Genomic DNA, 15,085 nt, shown 5'->3' with positions numbered 1-15,085 from the left:
GCGCCGATCAGGCCGGCAGACCTTCGGGCTCGAACAGGAAATCGTCGACGGAGGGGATCGTCACCGGCAGGCCCGCGCCGTAGCCGGCCTTCGACAGGCGCCAGGGCCGCTCGGAACGGGCGCGGATGGCCTCCGACGGGCGCAGGCGGCGCAGGGTGCCGTCCTCGTCCATCTCCTCGATGGTGAGGAAGCCGTAGACCTGGAGGCGGGAGGCGATCAGCTTTGTCTCGCGGTCGCCGGCCGCCACGGGGAGCGTTCCGGTGGCGTAGACCGCATCCATCAGGCTGCGCTGATCCGCCCGCGACCGGCTCCGGTTGTCGTCCCGATAGATGGCCGGAGAGGGAGCCGGCCGGCGGAAGGGAATGACGTTGTCCGCAACGCTACGCATACGCAAACTGCCTCTCGTGTCGTCTCGGTCCCGCTGCCGGGTGGTGCTTCACGGCGCCCCGCGCGGCAGTTGCGGAAATTTCGACGAATCGGCTTAACGCCCGATTAGCGCTGCGGCACGAGACGGGCCGATCACGGCCGATACTCGAAAATAACGTTGCGATGTCAGATGCTTGAGATCACGGCCGCAGGCGGAGATTTCGTTCGGCCCGGCGGGACCGGGTCGGCCGTGAGCGTCCTCCTGGCGGCGCTCAGGCGGCCCTGACGTGAACCAGGAAGCGCGACACGTCGTCGGCCAGAACGCGGGAGCGGTCGGCCACGCTCCGCGCGGCCGCGGAGACGCCGCTCGCCGCACCGGCGGCGCGGTCGACGTCGCTGCTGACGCCGGCGATCGTGCCGGAGACCAGCTGCGTGCCCGTCGCGGCTCGGACGACGTGGCCCGCAATGTCCCGAACCGCCGCGCTTTGCTGCTCCATCGTCGCCGCGATCGCCTCCGCGATGGTGCTCATCTCGCCGACGCGGTGTTCGATGCCGGAGGCGGCAGCGATCGCTTCCGCCATCGCGTCGCGGATCGCCGCGATCTGATCGCGGATGTCGCCGGTCGCCCGTGCCGTCTGCCCGGCAAGGGCTTTGACCTCGGTCGCGACGACGGCGAAGCCGCGCCCGGATTCCCCGGCCCGCGCCGCCTCGATCGTCGCGTTGAGCGCCAGGAGGTTGGTCTGGTTCGCGATCCCGGCGATCAGGCCGACGACCTCGCCGACCCGGTCCATCGTCTCCGCGAGGTCCCGCACGGCGGTGCCGGTGCGGCCCGCTTCCTGAAGGGCGACGCGGGTGGCCTGGGCCGAGAGCGTGACCTGTGCCGAGATCTCGCCGATCGAGGCGGTCAATTCCTCCGTGGCGGCGGAGACCTGATGCACGTTTGCCGAGGTCTGTTCGGAGGTGGCCGCGACGGAGACGGCGCGCTCGCCCGTCTGCGCCACCGCGCCCGAGACGATCTGCGCTTCGTGCTGCATCCGGGCGGCCGCCTCGGCGAGGTCGCGGGTCGCGCCGCCGACTTCCGTCTCCAGGCGGTCGGCGAGGGCCAGCATGGCCTGCCGGCGCTCGGCCTCGCTGCGAAGACGCTCGGCCAGCCGCTCCGCCGTCAGATCGCGGTTCTCGACCATCTTGGCGTGGAACACGGCGAAGGCCGCCGCGATCGCGCCGAGTTCATCGCGCCGCCGCAGCGTCGGCACCGTGACGGCGAGATCGCCACTGGCCAGGGCCTCCATGGCCCGCGCCATCATCCCCAGCGGCCGGGAGATCCGCTGTCCGACCCAGAGGGAGAGGAGGCCGGTGCAGAGCACCGTCAGGGCGATCGCCCACAGCATCCGCCGCGTCGTCGTCTCGCGCGAGGCGGCGATCGCGCTCTGCGCTTGCGCATTGAGCGATTCGATGGTCCGGCGAACCTCGGTCGTCAGCGGCTGCAGGCGCTGGACGATGGTATCGAGGTCGGCCGCCTCCTCCTTCAGCGTGTCCGCGCCGGCCGCGTAGGCGAGGAAGCCCTGTTCGTAGGTCCTGATCCGCTCGCGCAACTCGGCCCGCGTCGTCTCGGCCAGCGGCGCTCCCTTCAAGGCCTGCTCGAAGGCATCGACTCTCTCGCGCAGGGCATCGACATACTTGTCGCCGCCGCGCAGCATGAAATCCTTCTCGTGCCGGCGCATCGTCAGCATGAGGGCGTTCAGCGGAAGTAGGTCGGATTGCGCGAGCCGCGCCTCGACCTGATGAACGGCCTCCCGCAGGCGCCCCTGGAGCCCCTGTGTTTCGTTGAATCCGAGCGTCCGCTGGGCCGCGGCGACGTTCTGGAACCGCGTCGCGTAGAGGTTCAGGCTCGGCCGGATCGCGTCCGCCCGGCGCAGCGGATCATCGGAGGGCACCTCGGCGGCGCGCTGCTCGACAAGGGTCAGCGCCTCACCCGCCTCGGCCAGCGCCCGCTCCCGGGTCTCGATCAGCGCCTCGCGGCGATGGATGAGAAAGTCCGTCTCGGCCTGACGGGCGACCGCCAGGGCGCGATCGACGGTGATCATTGCGAGGTGCAGGTGGGCACTGCCGTCGGCGACCTGCTGCAACGCCGCCTGGGTGCGGGCACCGTCGGCGTAGATCAGCCCGAGGAGGAGCGCGCCGCTCACCCCCAGAACCGCGATCTGAGCGCGCAGGCCGGCCCGCCGTAATTGGATCGCCATTGAAAAATCTCGAACCGTACGGATCCGAGATTTGAAGATCGCCGACTAAATTTCTATTAAGCGATGCGACGATTGACTTTTTGGGCCATCCCAAGTCTCGGCGCCCCGATTGCGGACGCCGGACTTGGAGGACACCTTGTCGAGCCGCCCGCCCTCGTCCGCCGCCATTCTCGGACAGCGGCGGCGAACCCGGAAGGACGGAGCGCCGGGTGGCTGGAAAACGGCGCGGCCTCTCGGCAGCGCATCCGGTCGACCTGTTTTCGCGGTTCGCGGGTCGGCGTCTGCCGGAGCCGACCGTCCTTTCTCTCACCCATCGAGGCGCCGCAGGGCAGGCCCTGCGGGCGAAGGGCTCAGGCCAGGGCGACGGTGAACTCACCCTCGGTCTTGGCGCGGATCTCGTCCTCGGTGACGCCGTCGGCGAGTTCGACCAGGGTCATGCCGCCCTCGCCCTTCTTATCGATGGTGAAGACGCCGAGATCGGTGATCACCATGTCGACCACCTGCGTGCCCGTGAGCGGCAGGTCGCAGGCCTTCAGGAGCTTCGGGCTCTCGGAGCCGTCCTTGCCCTTGGCGACGTGCTCCATCACCACGACGACCTTCTTCACGCCGGCGACGAGATCCATCGCCCCGCCCATCCCCTTCACCATCTTGCCGGGGATCATCCAGTTGGCGAGGTCGCCGTTCTGGGCGACCTGCATCGCGCCGAGAATCGACAGGTCGATATGGCCGCCGCGGATCATCCCGAACGAGTCGGCCGAGGAGAAGTAGCTCGTCGTCGGCAGCGCGGTGATGGTCTGCTTGCCGGCATTGATGAGGTCGGGATCCTCCTCGCCCTCGTAGGGGAACGGGCCCATGCCGAGCATGCCGTTCTCCGATTGCAGCTGCACCGACATGCCGTCCGGAATGTAGTTCGACACCAGGGTCGGGATGCCGATGCCGAGATTGACGTAGAAGCCGTCCTCCAGCTCCTTCGCGGCGCGCTCCGCCATCTGTTCACGGGTCCAGGCCATCTTTCAGTTCCTTGCTGGGCGCATCCTCGGGAGCGACGATGCGCCGTCCGCCGCACGGGCGGCGACGCGCCGTCGCGCTTGCGGCCTCGCGGCCGCGTGTCGAGACGTCAGATCTGGCCGCCGCCGGCCGCCGCCGCTTCCGGCTCCTTGCGCTTGCGCACGGTGCGCTGCTCGATGCGCTTCTCGCGCACCGGCACGTGGAGGATGCGGCCGATGAAGATGCCCGGCGTGTGGATGTGGTCGGGGTCGATCTCGCCGGGCTCGACGAGGTGCTCGACCTGGGCGACCGTGACCTCCGCGGCGGTGGCCATCATCGGATTGAAGTTGCGCGCCGTCCTCCGGTAGACGAGGTTGCCCTCGGTATCACCCTTCCAGGCGTGGACGATGGCGAGATCTGCGAACAATCCGCGCTCCATCACGTAGCTCTCGCCGTCGAACTCGCGCACCTCCTTGCCCTCGGCGACCTTGGTGCCGACGCCGGTCTTGGTGAAGAAGGCCGGGATGCCGGCGCCCCCGGCGCGGATGCGCTCGGCCAGCGTCCCTTGCGGGTTGAACTCGATCTCCAGTTCGCCGCCGAGATACTGGCGGGCGAATTCCTTGTTCTCGCCGACATAGGACGAGATCATCTTCTTGACCTGGCGGGTGTCGAGCAGCTTGCCCAGCCCCACGCCGTCGATGCCGGCATTGTTGGAGATGACGGTCAGGTCCTTCACGCCCGAGGCCTGAATCGCGTCGATCAGCTCGTCCGGGATGCCGCACAGGCCGAAGCCGCCGGCCATGATCGTCATGCCGTCGCGCAGGAGGCCGGCGAGCGCGGCCTTCGGATCCGGGTAGACCTTCTTCATCGACAGCGTCCCTTCCTTGTCTTCCGCCGGGGCGGGCTTGGCCAAGCTTCGGGCTTCCCGACTCGCCGGCCGGCCGCCCTCCCGATCGATGGCGATCGGGTGTGCAACGCAGGACCGTCTTCGTCAAACCGGCGACGCATTTGCGCGCGATGCAAAAATCCCGCGCCGTAACCGCCCGCAGAGTCGCAGGGGCTGCGCCGGTCCTTCTCCAAAGGACAGGCCGCGCCATCCACCGCATTGCGGGTCGGTTTCCCCTCGGCCGCGGGACAGAAGGACCGGAACCGGCTAAGCTTTCGGATCGCACGGCGCGTCACGCCGGTGCGGTTCGGCATGATCCGATCCGCATCGCCCGCCCACGGAGTGCAATGTCGCTGCGCCGCACCCTTTCCGCCCTCGGTCTCGGGCTTCTCGCCACGGCGTCGGTGGCTGCCTGCCTGCCCTGGTCGGTCGAGGCGCCCGGCGCGGCGCGCTTCGTGAGCCAGGGCCTGCAGGAAAACTGGGGCGTGGCCCTCGCGGCCCGGGGGCGCACGGAGGTGGTGCTGCTCCCCCTCCCGCGGATCGTGTTCCAGGATATTCGCCTCACCGGGGGCGATGCGGCCGGGCCGGTGCTGGCCTCGGGCGGCAACCTCTCGCTTCAGCTCGGCCTCGCCGCCCTGCTCACCGGCCGGGTCGAAGTCGATTCCCTGACCCTCGACGGCGCCGAGGTGGTGCTGGCGCAGGATGCGGGGGATACCCGCTGGTCCGGCGCCGCCGAGCGGCTGACCCACAGCATCGCCGGCGAGGTCGGGGACCGGCCGCGGCGGGTCATCCTGGCGCGCTGCTCGGTGACGGGTCTCGATCCGCGGGACGGCACGGTGCGGACGGCCCGCGACGTCGATCTCACCGTCTCCTGGCCGGCCTGGAGCGAGAGCCTCGCTCTGACCGGAGGCTTCCGCTGGGACGACGGTAACGCCAGGATCACGCTCACGGGCCTGCGCCCCTACGCGCTCCTCTCCGGCGGTGAGAGCCCGTTCAACGCCGCCGTAACGTGGCCGACCGGCTCGCTGAACGCCGACGGCAGCGGCAGCGTGCGCGACGGTCTCAAGGCCTCCGGCACCGGCCGCCTCCAGACCCGCTCCCTGCACCGGACGCTGGCCCTGACCGGCGGCAGCCTCGCCCTGTCCCCCTTCGTCGAGGACTTCTCGGTCGAGGGCAGCTTCGAGGCCGGCTCGGGTCAGGTCCAGTTCCCCAGCGTCACCGTCCGCAGCGACGGCAACGTCCTCGAAGGAGCAGGCTCGGCCACCTTCGGCCCGCGGCGTACCGCGGTCCAGGCCACCTTGGCCGCCGAGAATCTCAACCTTTCGCCCCTCTTCGCCGGCGTGCTGCGGCTGACCGGCCTCGATCATGCCGACGACGCGGCGTGGCGCGGGCAATCCCTCGACCTGCGGCCGTTCACCGGCGGCGATCTCGATCTGCGGATCTCCGCCGGCAACGCTCGGATCGGGCCGGTGCAGATCACGGATCTCGCCTCCAGCGTTCTCGTCCGCGAGAGCGGCATCGAAGCCTCGGTCGGTCGCGCCAACCTCCGCGGCGGGATGATCAAGGGCCGGGTCTCGTTCGCCTCCGACGAGGGGGACGCGGCGCTGACGCGGGTGAAGGCCCAGGGCAGCTTCGACAGTCTCGATCTCGGCGCCCTGCTGAACGATCTCGGACAGAGCCGCTGGATGCTCGGGGCGACGCGCGGCAGCCTCGCCCTGGAGGGAGCCGGCCACGATGTCGGGGCGCTCACCCGTTCCGTCTCGGGCCGGGTCGCCCTGGAGAGCGAGGATGGCGCCCTGTCGGGTCTCGACCTCGCCGACGTGATCCACCGCGGCGGGGCGCTGGCGCCGGGCGCGCTGGCGCGGCGCAACGGCCGGACGCCGTTCGAACATGCCGCCGTCACGCTGCTCTTCGCCGACGGCGTCGGCGAGATCGTCGAGGGTCGGCTCGCCTCCCGCACCCTCGGCGCCTCGTTGAACGGGCGTGTCGCCCTGGCCGACCGCCGCTTCCAGGCGCGGGCCGAGCTCCAGGCCCGCGCGAGCGCCGCCGACGGAACGCCGCCGACGGCTACGCTGTTCGAGATCGCAGGACCCTGGGACGCCGTGAGCGTTCGCGCGAGCGCAGGACCCCTTCCAGCGGGGGCCGACGCGCGCCAGGGCGCTGTCCCCGAGTCCTTCCGACGGCCCGGAGCGGATCTGCCGCTCGGGATCCGCGCCTACGCCCCCGGCAACGCTTCCTCCGCTCCCTGACCCGGTCAGGTCCGGGACCGGCGCGGAGCCTCAGGAATTGCCGCTCGCCGCGCCGCCGGCGGAAGCCCCGCCGGAGCCGTTTCCGCTCGAACCGTTGCCGCCCTTGGCCTTCTCGAAGGCGCGGCGGACGAGATCGGTGCCGACTTCCAGCGCCGCGTCGAGCGCCCGCTGCGACAGGGTGCCGGCCTCCACCGTCTCCCCGGCATAGAGCGGCTGCTCCAGGGCGACGGCGTCGCCGCGGGTGACGCGCAGACGGGCGACCTCGCGGCCCTGCTCCACCGGCGCGACCAGCGGACCCTGATAGACGACCTTGGCCGTGACGCGATCCGTGGCGCCGCGGGGCAGCAGCAGGCGCACTGGCTTCTTGGCCACGACCGGCACCGAACCCTTCTCGCCGCCGAAGACGGAGACGTCGGCCACGGTCTCGTTCGGGGCGAAGACCTGGCGCGGCTCGAAGGCGCGGAACCCCCATTCCATCATCTTGCGGGCCTCCGCCGCGCGGTCCCGCGCGGTCTTCAGGCCGGAGACCACCATGATGAGGCGCTGGCCGTTCTGCACCGCCGAGCCGGTCAGCGCGTAGCCGGATTCTTCGAGGTAGCCGGTCTTCAGGCCGTCCGCGCCGATATCCAGGGTCAGGAGCGGGTTGCGGTTCTGCTGCTTGATCTTGTTCCAGGTGAACTCGCGCTCGGAATAGATCTTGTAGAACTCGGGGTAGGTGTCGATGATGTATTGCGCGATCCGCGCCATGTCGCGGGCGGTCACCTTCTGGTCGGGGGCCGAGTAGCCGGTCGCGTTGCGGAAGGTCGAGCGCGTCAGGCCGATCTCCTTGGCGCGCTGGTTCATCATCCCGGCGAACGCCTCCTCGGTGCCCGCCATGTTCTCGGCGATGGTGATCGCCGCGTCGTTGCCCGACTGCACGATCAGGCCGCGCAGCAGGTCGGAGAGCTTGATGCGGCTGTTCACCTGCGCGAACATCGAGGAGCCGCCGCCGCCGGCCCCGCCGCGGCGCCACGCGTCCTCCGTCACCGTGAATTCGGTGTCCATGGAGAGGCGGCCCTCCTTGATGGCGCGGAACACGATCTCCGCCGTCATCAGCTTGGCCATGCTCGCCGGCGAGAACGGCTCGTCGGCGGCCTTCTCGAACAGCACCGAGCCGGATTCGGCATCGATCAGGATCGCGTGGACGGCCGCCGTCTGGAAGGACTGGGCGCGCGAGGGCGCCGGATGGAGGAAGGCGCCGACGACCGCAGCCAGCATCCCCGCGAGCGCCCAGCGCGCCGCTCGGAACCGAATCGTACTCATCCCGCCTCTCCCGCGAACCCGCTCGTCGCCCGTCCCCGCCAAGCGTGACCTTAGCCCGAATACAATGCGGTTTCGAAGGCAAAGTTCGTTTTCGCACCGCGTCATGACCGCCCCGGAATCCTGCTTGCGCGCTTGTGGAAAACCGGGACGGATCCCATATCAAGCCCATGCAATTTCGAGACTTTCACCCCATGAAGGCGCCCGGCCTCCGCTCCGGTCGCCGGGCCGCGCCGGCCGCCGCCGGCGAGGACCAAGGGCCCTGGCGCACCCTGCCCCTCGAAGGGGCGTTCGAGGTCGTCTACGAGGATGCGCGCGGCGCCTGGACGACCCGCACGCTCGACGCGCGCGAGCTGAAGCTCGGGCCCGGCCGCACCCTGCTCGGAGGGACTGACCGGGCGCACGGCCTCTATCGCGGCCTGCGCGCCGACCGCATCCGCCGGCTGACCGAGCCCGCCTCCGGCACGCGCATCGAGACCGGCATCCTCGACTGGCTCCTCGCCCGTGCGGAGGCGCAGCGGAAGATGCGCGGCGGGCGTCACCCCCGCCGGGCGGCGTGAGCGGGCAAACTTTTCTTGCCTCGGAGCAATCGCGTGGGGACAAGAGGCCTTCCGTCGGCTCGCGATAGCGCGCGACCTTCGGTATAGCCGGTTCATGGAACTGATCTCCGCAACGCAGGCTCTGTCCGACGCCTGTGCCCGTCTCGCCGCGCAGCCCTTCGTCACCGTCGATACGGAGTTCATGCGCGAGACGACCTATTATCCGAAATTGTGCCTGATCCAGATGGCGGGTCCGGACGGGTTCGCCTGCCTCGTCGATCCGCTCGCGAAGGATCTCGATCTCAAGCCGTTCTTCGACCTGATGGCCGACGAGGGCACCGTGAAGGTGTTCCACTCGGCCCGGCAGGATCTGGAGATCATCTGGCTCCTCGGCGGGCTCCTGCCGCACCCGTTCTTCGATACGCAGGTCGCGGCCATGGTCTGCGGCTACGGCGACTCGGTGTCCTACGAGCAACTCGTCAACGATGTCGCCAAGGCGCGCATCGACAAGTCCTCCCGCTTCACCGACTGGTCGCGCCGTCCCCTTTCGGAGGCGCAGCTCGCCTACGCCCTGTCGGACGTCACCCATCTCGTGACGATCTATCAGGTGCTGGCGGCCGAACTGCTGAGCACCGACCGCGGCCTCTGGCTCGACGAGGAGATGGCGGTCCTGACCTCGCCGGAGACCTACCAGGCTGACCCGGCCCAGGCTTGGCGCCGGCTCGCCGGGCGGATGCGCAAGCCGCGCGAGATCGCGGTGCTGATGGAGGTGGCCGGCTGGCGCGAGGCGGAGGCGCAGAGCCGCAACGTGCCCCGCGGACGCATCCTCAAGGACGAGGCGGTGATCGACATCGCCACCGCCGGCCCCCGCAGCGTCGAGGCGCTGGGGCGGCTGCGCACCATCCCCGCCGGCTTCGAGCGCTCGCGCACCGGCGCCGAGATCCTCGCCGCGGTCGAGCGGGGCTTCGCCCGCGACCTGTCGCAGATCGCCATGCCCGAGCGCAGCCGCTCCCGCGGCGGCGGCAACGGGGCGCTGGTCGATCTCCTCAAGGTGCTGCTCAAGGCGGTGGCCGAGGCCGAGGGCGTCGCGCCCAAGATTATCGCCACCGTGGACGATCTCGAAGCCCTGGCCGACGACGACGCGGCGGACGTCGCCGTGCTCCAGGGCTGGCGCCGCACCCTGTTCGGCGACAAGGCGCTGGCGCTGAAGCACGGGCGGATGGCGCTGTCGGTGGAGCGCGGCCGGGTGACCGTACGCGAACTGCCCTAGACGCTTCGGCCTGCGATGATCCGGATCGCGGGCTCCGTCTCCCCTTCCCGGTGCCGTCGTCGGCAGAGAAGGCGTGGGAGAAGCGGGCGAGTGTCATCGCGGGATCTTGGCGGCGGAACTCGGGTGACGTAGTTCGGGATTAAGTGGCAAATCTTTTTGCCTCTCGTTCCCGGTCGCTGTTCCCGCCTCATGTTCGAGCCGAACGAAGTTCTTCAGGTTCTGAGCGGCCGCGGTGCCGTCTCCGCCGAGGGGATCGACCCGGTCAAGGTCCGCTACAAGCTCGTCGTCGAGCGCCGTGACGGCATCGTGCGCGCCCATGGCAGCCTGACGGGCCGGCACAGCGCCCTTCACCCGCTCTGGCTCACGCCGGATGCGACGCTGCACCTGAAGGATGCGCGGCGCCTGGCCGTCTCCCTGACCGATCTCGTGGGCGACACCGCCGAGTTCGAGAGCACCGAACCGGTTGCGCCGGGCTGAAGCCCGCCGGAGAGTGGCCGCGACCTTCGTGCCGCGCCCCGCCTGACCGATGACCCTCGCCCCTTCGCCCACGGCCCTCGCGGACGGCGCCCGCTTTCTGCTGGCCATCCGGCCGCCCTACGACTGGGCGCATCTCGAGCGCTTCTTCGCCGATCATGCGAGTCCCGGCGTCGAGCACGTGACGCCCGGCCGCTACGCGCGCAGCTTCGTCTTCGGCGGCCGGCACGGGACGCTCTCGGTCACGCCGGAAGCGGAGGCCCTGTCGGTGCGCATCCGCGGCCTCGACACGGACGACGCCCGGAGTGCGGTCGTGGCGCGGGTGCGGGCGATGTTCGATCTCGACATCGACCCGCGGGCGATCGCCGACGGCCTCGGCCGCGATCCGCTCACCGCCGCCCTCGTCGCCCGCCGGCCCGGCCTGCGCATGCCGGGCGCCTTCGAGGGATTCGAACTGGCGGTGCGGGCAATCCTCGGTCAGCAGGTCTCGGTCGCCGCCGCCACGCGCCTCGCCGGCCGCCTCGTGGCTTCCTTCGGAACGCCGCTCGCCCCTGACGAGGGCGACGGGGAGCCGGGCCTCACTCACCTCTTCCCCACGCCCGAACAGCTTCTGGACGCCGAGATCTCGCTCGTGCTCAACATGCCCCGCGCCCGCGGCCGGGCGATCCAGGGGCTCGCGGCGGCGATGCTTGCAACGCCCGATCTGTTCGCCCTCGGCGGCGATCTCGACGACCGGGTCCCGCGGCTCAAAGCCCTTCCCGGCATCGGCGAGTGGACGGCCCAGTACGTCGCCATGCGCGCCCTGGCTCAGGCCGATGCCTTCCCGGCGGGCGATGTCGGGCTGATGCGCGCCCTCGACACCGGCGCCGGGCGGCCGGACCGCGCCGCGCTTCTCGACCGGGCCGCGGCCTGGCGGCCCTGGCGCGCCTACGCCGCGATCCATCTTTGGGCCGAGGACGCTGCGCGGAGGATGCCATGATGCCAGCCATGACGATCCGTGATCCCGCCGCCGACGACGAGGCCGATTGGCGCCGGCTCTGGGCCGGCTACCTCGCCTTCTACGGAGAAGATCTGGCCGAGTCGGTCACCGCCGCGACGTGGCGGCGCATCCTCGATCCTGCCTCGCCGGTCTTCGCGCGGCTCGCGCAGCGGGACGGGACGGTGGTGGGCATGACGGTCAACGTCCTGCACGAGGGGACCTGGACCGCGGCGCCGATCTGTTACCTGGAGGATCTCTTCGTCGCGCCCGAAGCGCGCGGCGCCGGGCTCGGCCGGGCGCTCATCGCCGACCTCATCGAGCTCGGGAAAGCGCGGGGCTGGTCGCGGCTCACCTGGCATACGCAGACGGGGAACGCGCAGGCGCGGCGGCTCTACGACCGCTTCGTTGCGGCCGACGATTTCTGCCGCTACCGGCTCGTTCTCGATCGTTAACGCCTCGTTTACCATGGCCGCATCACGGTCGGGTTCAGAGGAGAGAGCCATGAACCGACGAGTCGGCCGTAGTTTCGATGTCCTCAGCGAGGCGCAGCTCGTGGCCGGGCGCACTGCCGGCCGCCGGGTTGCCCCGGACGCGCTGGTCCCGCAGCCGGGCCCGCGGCCGATCGCCCAGCTTCTGGACACGATCCAGCACGTCGCGGAAGCCGCGACCGGTGAGCGCAGCTTCCTGCATGTCGGCGCGACCGTGCCGCGGAAGGGGTGAGCGGGAGTAGCGCCGTCAGGCGGCGGGTGTCTTGCCGCCCAGTTCGATCAGCACGATCTCCGGCGGCACGCCGAACCGGATGCCCATCCCACTGACGCCGAGTCCGCCGGAGACGATCAGGTGGCGGCCGTCCTCGACCACGTGGCCGTAGGCGAAGCGCTGGCCGTAGCGGGAGGGCAGCACCGGCGAGTAGCCCAGCACGCGGATCTGGCCGCCATGGGTATGGCCCGACAGCGTGAGCGAGACGCGGGCGGGCACCTTCACGAAGATGTCGGGCTCGTGCGCCATCAGGATCACGGGCGCCGTATCCGTCACCTGCGCGAGCGTGGCCGGAAGGTCGGCGAGGCTGCGGCGGCTGCCGATCGGCAGGAACGGCTCCTGATCCGCGAGGCCGGCGATCCAGAACGGATGGCCGCCCTGGACGAGCCGCACCGCGTCGTTCTCCAGAACCGGGATGCCGCGCGCTTCGAGCAGGCGGCGGACCTCGACCGGACCCTTGCCGGCCCGCATCGCCGCGCGGTCGTCCCACCAATCGTGGTTGCCGAGGATGGCGTAGGTGCCGAGCGGCGCGCGAAGACCCTCGGCGAGTCGCGCGAAATCGGAGAGCGGAACCCGGTGCCACGTCACCTTCCGTCCCGCCGGGTAGTCGCCGAGCAGGAGGATCAGGTCGGGCGCGAGCGCGTTCGTCGCCGCGACGATCTCCGCGACGCGGTCGAGCGGCATGTAGGGCTCGCAGACATGGATGTCGGCGAGCACGGCGATGCGCAGGCGGAGGTCCGGGTTCCATCCCGGCGGGGTCAGGCCGTAGCGTGTCAGCGCGAGCCGAAAGCGCGGCTCGACGACGAAAGCGTAGGCACCCCCCGAGCCGAGCGTCAGCGCCGAAGCACCGAACCCGCCCAGAACCTGCCTGCGGGTCGGGAGGAGGAGCATGCCGCCGAAGCCGGCGGGTCGGCGGCGTCAGCCTCAGTCGACGGGCTCGTCCTCGTGGACGAAGCGGACGCTGTTCCGGGCTTCCGCCTTGGCGCGGGCCGCCTTGACGGCGCTGCGGCTGACATGGACGGCGGCGGCGAGCGCCGGCAGGGCGACGGGGCGGAAGTTCTCGCGATCCCCGGCCACGGTCGCCGAGGCGGTGCTGCCCGGCTCTGCCGCGAAGGTCGGGGTTCGGCTGGGGGCGTACATGATTCCTGTCCTGTTTGCGCTTCGGGGCGGCCGGAGCGCGGCCGCGGCGGCTTGGTCTCACACCTCGCTTGTGGGGCGAGGACGACCTTTACACACCCTCGTCGTGGCAAGATTGCGAAGATGCCGCCTCCGCTTTGATCGATCCGCCGACATGAACGGAAGCTTAAGGCATCCGGCTTGCGGCAAATTCGAGCAAGGCGACATCTCGGGCACGGCGCATCGTCACTTTTCGGCCACGCGATAGTGCAGCGCAGCGCGGCCCATCTTGCAATGCCCTCAGGAGATTTACACCCGAAGCGTCGGCGACTTGATTTACGCCGGGGCCGATCGCTCACGCGGGCATGGGCTTCAAATCCTCATGCGCGATCCAGGCGGCGGTGCGGTCGAGGGCGCGGCCGAGACGCTCGAACAGGGTGTCGATCTCGTCCGGCTCGATCACCAGCGGTGGGCAGACGGCGATCCGGTCGCCGGCGAGGAAGCGTACGATCAGCCCCTCGTCCTGAGCGAAGGCGACGCAGCGCGCCGCCACCCCCGCCTTCGGCTCGAACTGGCGCTTCGACGGCTTGTCCGCCACGATCTCGATGCCGCCGATCATCCCCAACCCCCGGGCCTCGCCGACGAGCGGGTGGTCGGCCAGCCGCGCCAGGGCGGCCTGGAAGTGCGGCGCCCGCTCGGCGGCCCGCTCGACGATGCGGTCGCGCCGGTAGATGTGGAGCACCCGGTTCGCGACGGCGCAGGCGACGGGGTGCCCGGAATAGGTGGTGCCGTGGCCGAAGCCGCCGAGCTTGACGCTCTCGTCCAGCATCGCGCGGTAGAGCGGCTCGTCGATGCTGATGCCGCCGAGCGGCAGGTAGCCGGAGGTGAGCGCCTTCGCGAAGGACAGGGTGTGCGGACGCATGCCGAGGGTTTCGCCGCCGAACCACGTGCCGAGCCGGCCGAAGCCGCAGATCACCTCGTCGGCGACGAGGCGCACGTCGTAGCGGTCGAGCACCGCCTGGATCGCCGGGAAATAGCCGGCAGGGGGAACGATGGCGCCGCCCGCTCCCATCACCGGCTCGGCGAAGAAGGCCGCGACGGTGTCCGGGTCCTCGGCGAGGATCTGCGCCTCGAGTTCCGCCGCGAGGCGCTGCGAATACGCCTCCTCGCTCTCGCCCGCCTCCGCGCCGCGGTAATGGTGCGGACAGGCGGCGTGCAGGAAGCCCTCGATCGGTAGGTCCCAATCGGCGTGATTGGCGGGGAGCCCGGTGAGCGAGGCGGTGGCCACCGTCACGCCGTGATAGCCCTTCCGGCGGGCGATGATCTTTTTCTTGCGCGGGCGCCCGAGCGCGTTGTTCATGTACCAGAGCAGCTTGACCTGCGCGTCGTTGGCCTCCGAACCCGACGAGGTGAAGAAGATCTTGGAGGTCGGGACCGGCATCAGCTCCTTCAGCGTCTCGGCCAGCTCGATCGCCGGATCGTGGCTGCGGCCCGAGAACAGGTGCGCGAAGGGAAGCCGGCCCATCTGCTCGGCGGCGGCCTCGACCAGCTCCTCGTTGCCGTAGCCGAGAGCCGTGCACCACAGCCCGGCCATGCCTTCGAGGTAGGGACGGCCGTCGGTGTCGTAGACCCAGACGCCGTGGCCCCGCTCCAGCACCAGCGGACCGGTCTCCCGGAAGGTGGCGAGGTTGGTGTAGGGGTGGATCAGGGTCTCGACGTCGCGGGCGGCGATGTTCGACAGCATGATGCGGCAGCCGGAAGACAGAGCCGACAGGATGCGCCGGCAGCGCCGCCACACTAACGGCCGCAATCTCCCTCAGGAAGGCGGAGTCCGCCTGCCTCGAAGACGCAACGACCGCTCGTGATGCTCGATCCGGCCACCATCGTCGCCACGCCCGCTCCCGGCCGCAGCTGCGGCCCC

The 15,085-nt window shown here is 70.5% G+C and carries 15 protein-coding genes; 7 read left to right on the top strand and 8 right to left on the bottom strand.

Annotated features, from left to right (window positions below):
* Nucleotides 1–7 precede the first annotated feature (7 nt).
* From MFF42_RS05995 to MFF42_RS05980, 4 genes are all read right to left on the bottom strand, one after another.
* Complete coding sequence (locus tag MFF42_RS05995) at nucleotides 8–388, bottom strand: hypothetical protein (RefSeq protein WP_238254926.1); 381 nt, start codon at nucleotides 386–388, stop codon at nucleotides 8–10.
* A 250-nt stretch (nucleotides 389–638) separates the two neighbouring features.
* Nucleotides 639–2,606: a methyl-accepting chemotaxis protein gene (locus MFF42_RS05990; RefSeq protein WP_238254925.1), complete on the bottom strand. Its 1,968-nt coding sequence runs from the start codon at nucleotides 2,604–2,606 to the stop codon at nucleotides 639–641.
* A 350-nt stretch (nucleotides 2,607–2,956) separates the two neighbouring features.
* A complete protein-coding gene (locus tag MFF42_RS05985) occupies nucleotides 2,957–3,616 on the bottom strand; it encodes a 3-oxoacid CoA-transferase subunit B (RefSeq protein WP_238254924.1) in 660 nt (219 codons plus the stop codon).
* Nucleotides 3,617–3,723: 107 nt separating this feature from the next.
* A complete protein-coding gene (locus MFF42_RS05980; protein WP_238254939.1) occupies nucleotides 3,724–4,461 on the bottom strand; it encodes a CoA transferase subunit A in 738 nt (245 codons plus the stop codon).
* A 365-nt stretch (nucleotides 4,462–4,826) separates the two neighbouring features.
* Here MFF42_RS05980 and MFF42_RS05975 point away from each other — a divergent pair, with 365 nt between their 5' ends.
* Complete coding sequence (locus MFF42_RS05975; RefSeq protein WP_238254923.1) at nucleotides 4,827–6,728, top strand: AsmA family protein; 1,902 nt, start codon at nucleotides 4,827–4,829, stop codon at nucleotides 6,726–6,728.
* A 30-nt stretch (nucleotides 6,729–6,758) separates the two neighbouring features.
* Here the strand turns inward: MFF42_RS05975 and MFF42_RS05970 are convergent, their stop codons facing one another.
* A complete protein-coding gene (locus MFF42_RS05970) occupies nucleotides 6,759–8,030 on the bottom strand; it encodes a D-alanyl-D-alanine carboxypeptidase family protein (protein ID WP_507763103.1) in 1,272 nt (423 codons plus the stop codon).
* 167 nt (nucleotides 8,031–8,197) lie between these two features.
* On the opposite strand from MFF42_RS05970, the gene MFF42_RS05965 reads away from it, so the two are divergent.
* The 6 genes from MFF42_RS05965 (at nucleotide 8,198) to MFF42_RS05940 (ending at nucleotide 12,009) form a co-directional block, all read left to right on the top strand.
* Entirely contained in the window at nucleotides 8,198–8,587 is a 390-nt protein-coding gene (locus MFF42_RS05965; protein WP_238254922.1) for a hypothetical protein, read from the top strand.
* Nucleotides 8,588–8,681: 94 nt separating this feature from the next.
* The gene (gene rnd, locus MFF42_RS05960; protein WP_238254921.1) at nucleotides 8,682–9,836 is read left to right on the top strand and encodes a ribonuclease D; all 1,155 of its coding nucleotides are present in this window, start codon (nucleotides 8,682–8,684) and stop codon (nucleotides 9,834–9,836) included.
* A gap of 189 nt (nucleotides 9,837–10,025) precedes the next feature.
* Nucleotides 10,026–10,313 (top strand): hypothetical protein, encoded by a 288-nt coding sequence (locus MFF42_RS05955; RefSeq protein ID WP_238254920.1) that lies wholly within the window; start codon nucleotides 10,026–10,028, stop codon nucleotides 10,311–10,313.
* Between the two features lie 49 nt (nucleotides 10,314–10,362).
* Nucleotides 10,363–11,289, top strand: a complete 927-nt coding sequence (locus MFF42_RS05950) for a DNA-3-methyladenine glycosylase family protein (RefSeq protein ID WP_238254919.1) — start codon at nucleotides 10,363–10,365, stop codon at nucleotides 11,287–11,289.
* A gap of 8 nt (nucleotides 11,290–11,297) precedes the next feature.
* A complete protein-coding gene (locus MFF42_RS05945; protein ID WP_238254937.1) occupies nucleotides 11,298–11,741 on the top strand; it encodes a GNAT family N-acetyltransferase in 444 nt (147 codons plus the stop codon).
* Nucleotides 11,742–11,790: 49 nt separating this feature from the next.
* Entirely contained in the window at nucleotides 11,791–12,009 is a 219-nt protein-coding gene (locus MFF42_RS05940) for a hypothetical protein (RefSeq protein WP_238254918.1), read from the top strand.
* A gap of 15 nt (nucleotides 12,010–12,024) precedes the next feature.
* On the opposite strand, the gene MFF42_RS05935 is transcribed toward MFF42_RS05940, so the two are convergent.
* The 3 genes from MFF42_RS05935 to MFF42_RS05925 form a co-directional block, all read right to left on the bottom strand.
* Nucleotides 12,025–12,939 (bottom strand): metallophosphoesterase, encoded by a 915-nt coding sequence (locus MFF42_RS05935; protein ID WP_238254917.1) that lies wholly within the window; start codon nucleotides 12,937–12,939, stop codon nucleotides 12,025–12,027.
* 33 nt (nucleotides 12,940–12,972) lie between these two features.
* On the bottom strand, nucleotides 12,973–13,188 hold the full coding sequence (locus MFF42_RS05930) for a hypothetical protein (RefSeq protein ID WP_238254916.1): 216 nt from the start codon (nucleotides 13,186–13,188) through the stop codon (nucleotides 12,973–12,975).
* Nucleotides 13,189–13,519: 331 nt separating this feature from the next.
* Complete coding sequence (locus MFF42_RS05925; RefSeq protein ID WP_238254915.1) at nucleotides 13,520–14,908, bottom strand: aminotransferase; 1,389 nt, start codon at nucleotides 14,906–14,908, stop codon at nucleotides 13,520–13,522.
* Nucleotides 14,909–15,085 lie beyond the last annotated feature (177 nt).

Origin of the sequence: Methylorubrum podarium (genome assembly GCF_022179745.1) — a bacterium.
Lineage (GTDB): Bacteria > Pseudomonadota > Alphaproteobacteria > Rhizobiales > Beijerinckiaceae > Methylobacterium > Methylobacterium podarium.
Note: the sequence above shows the minus strand (reverse complement) of the source record. Positions and strands in the feature narration are given on the sequence as shown.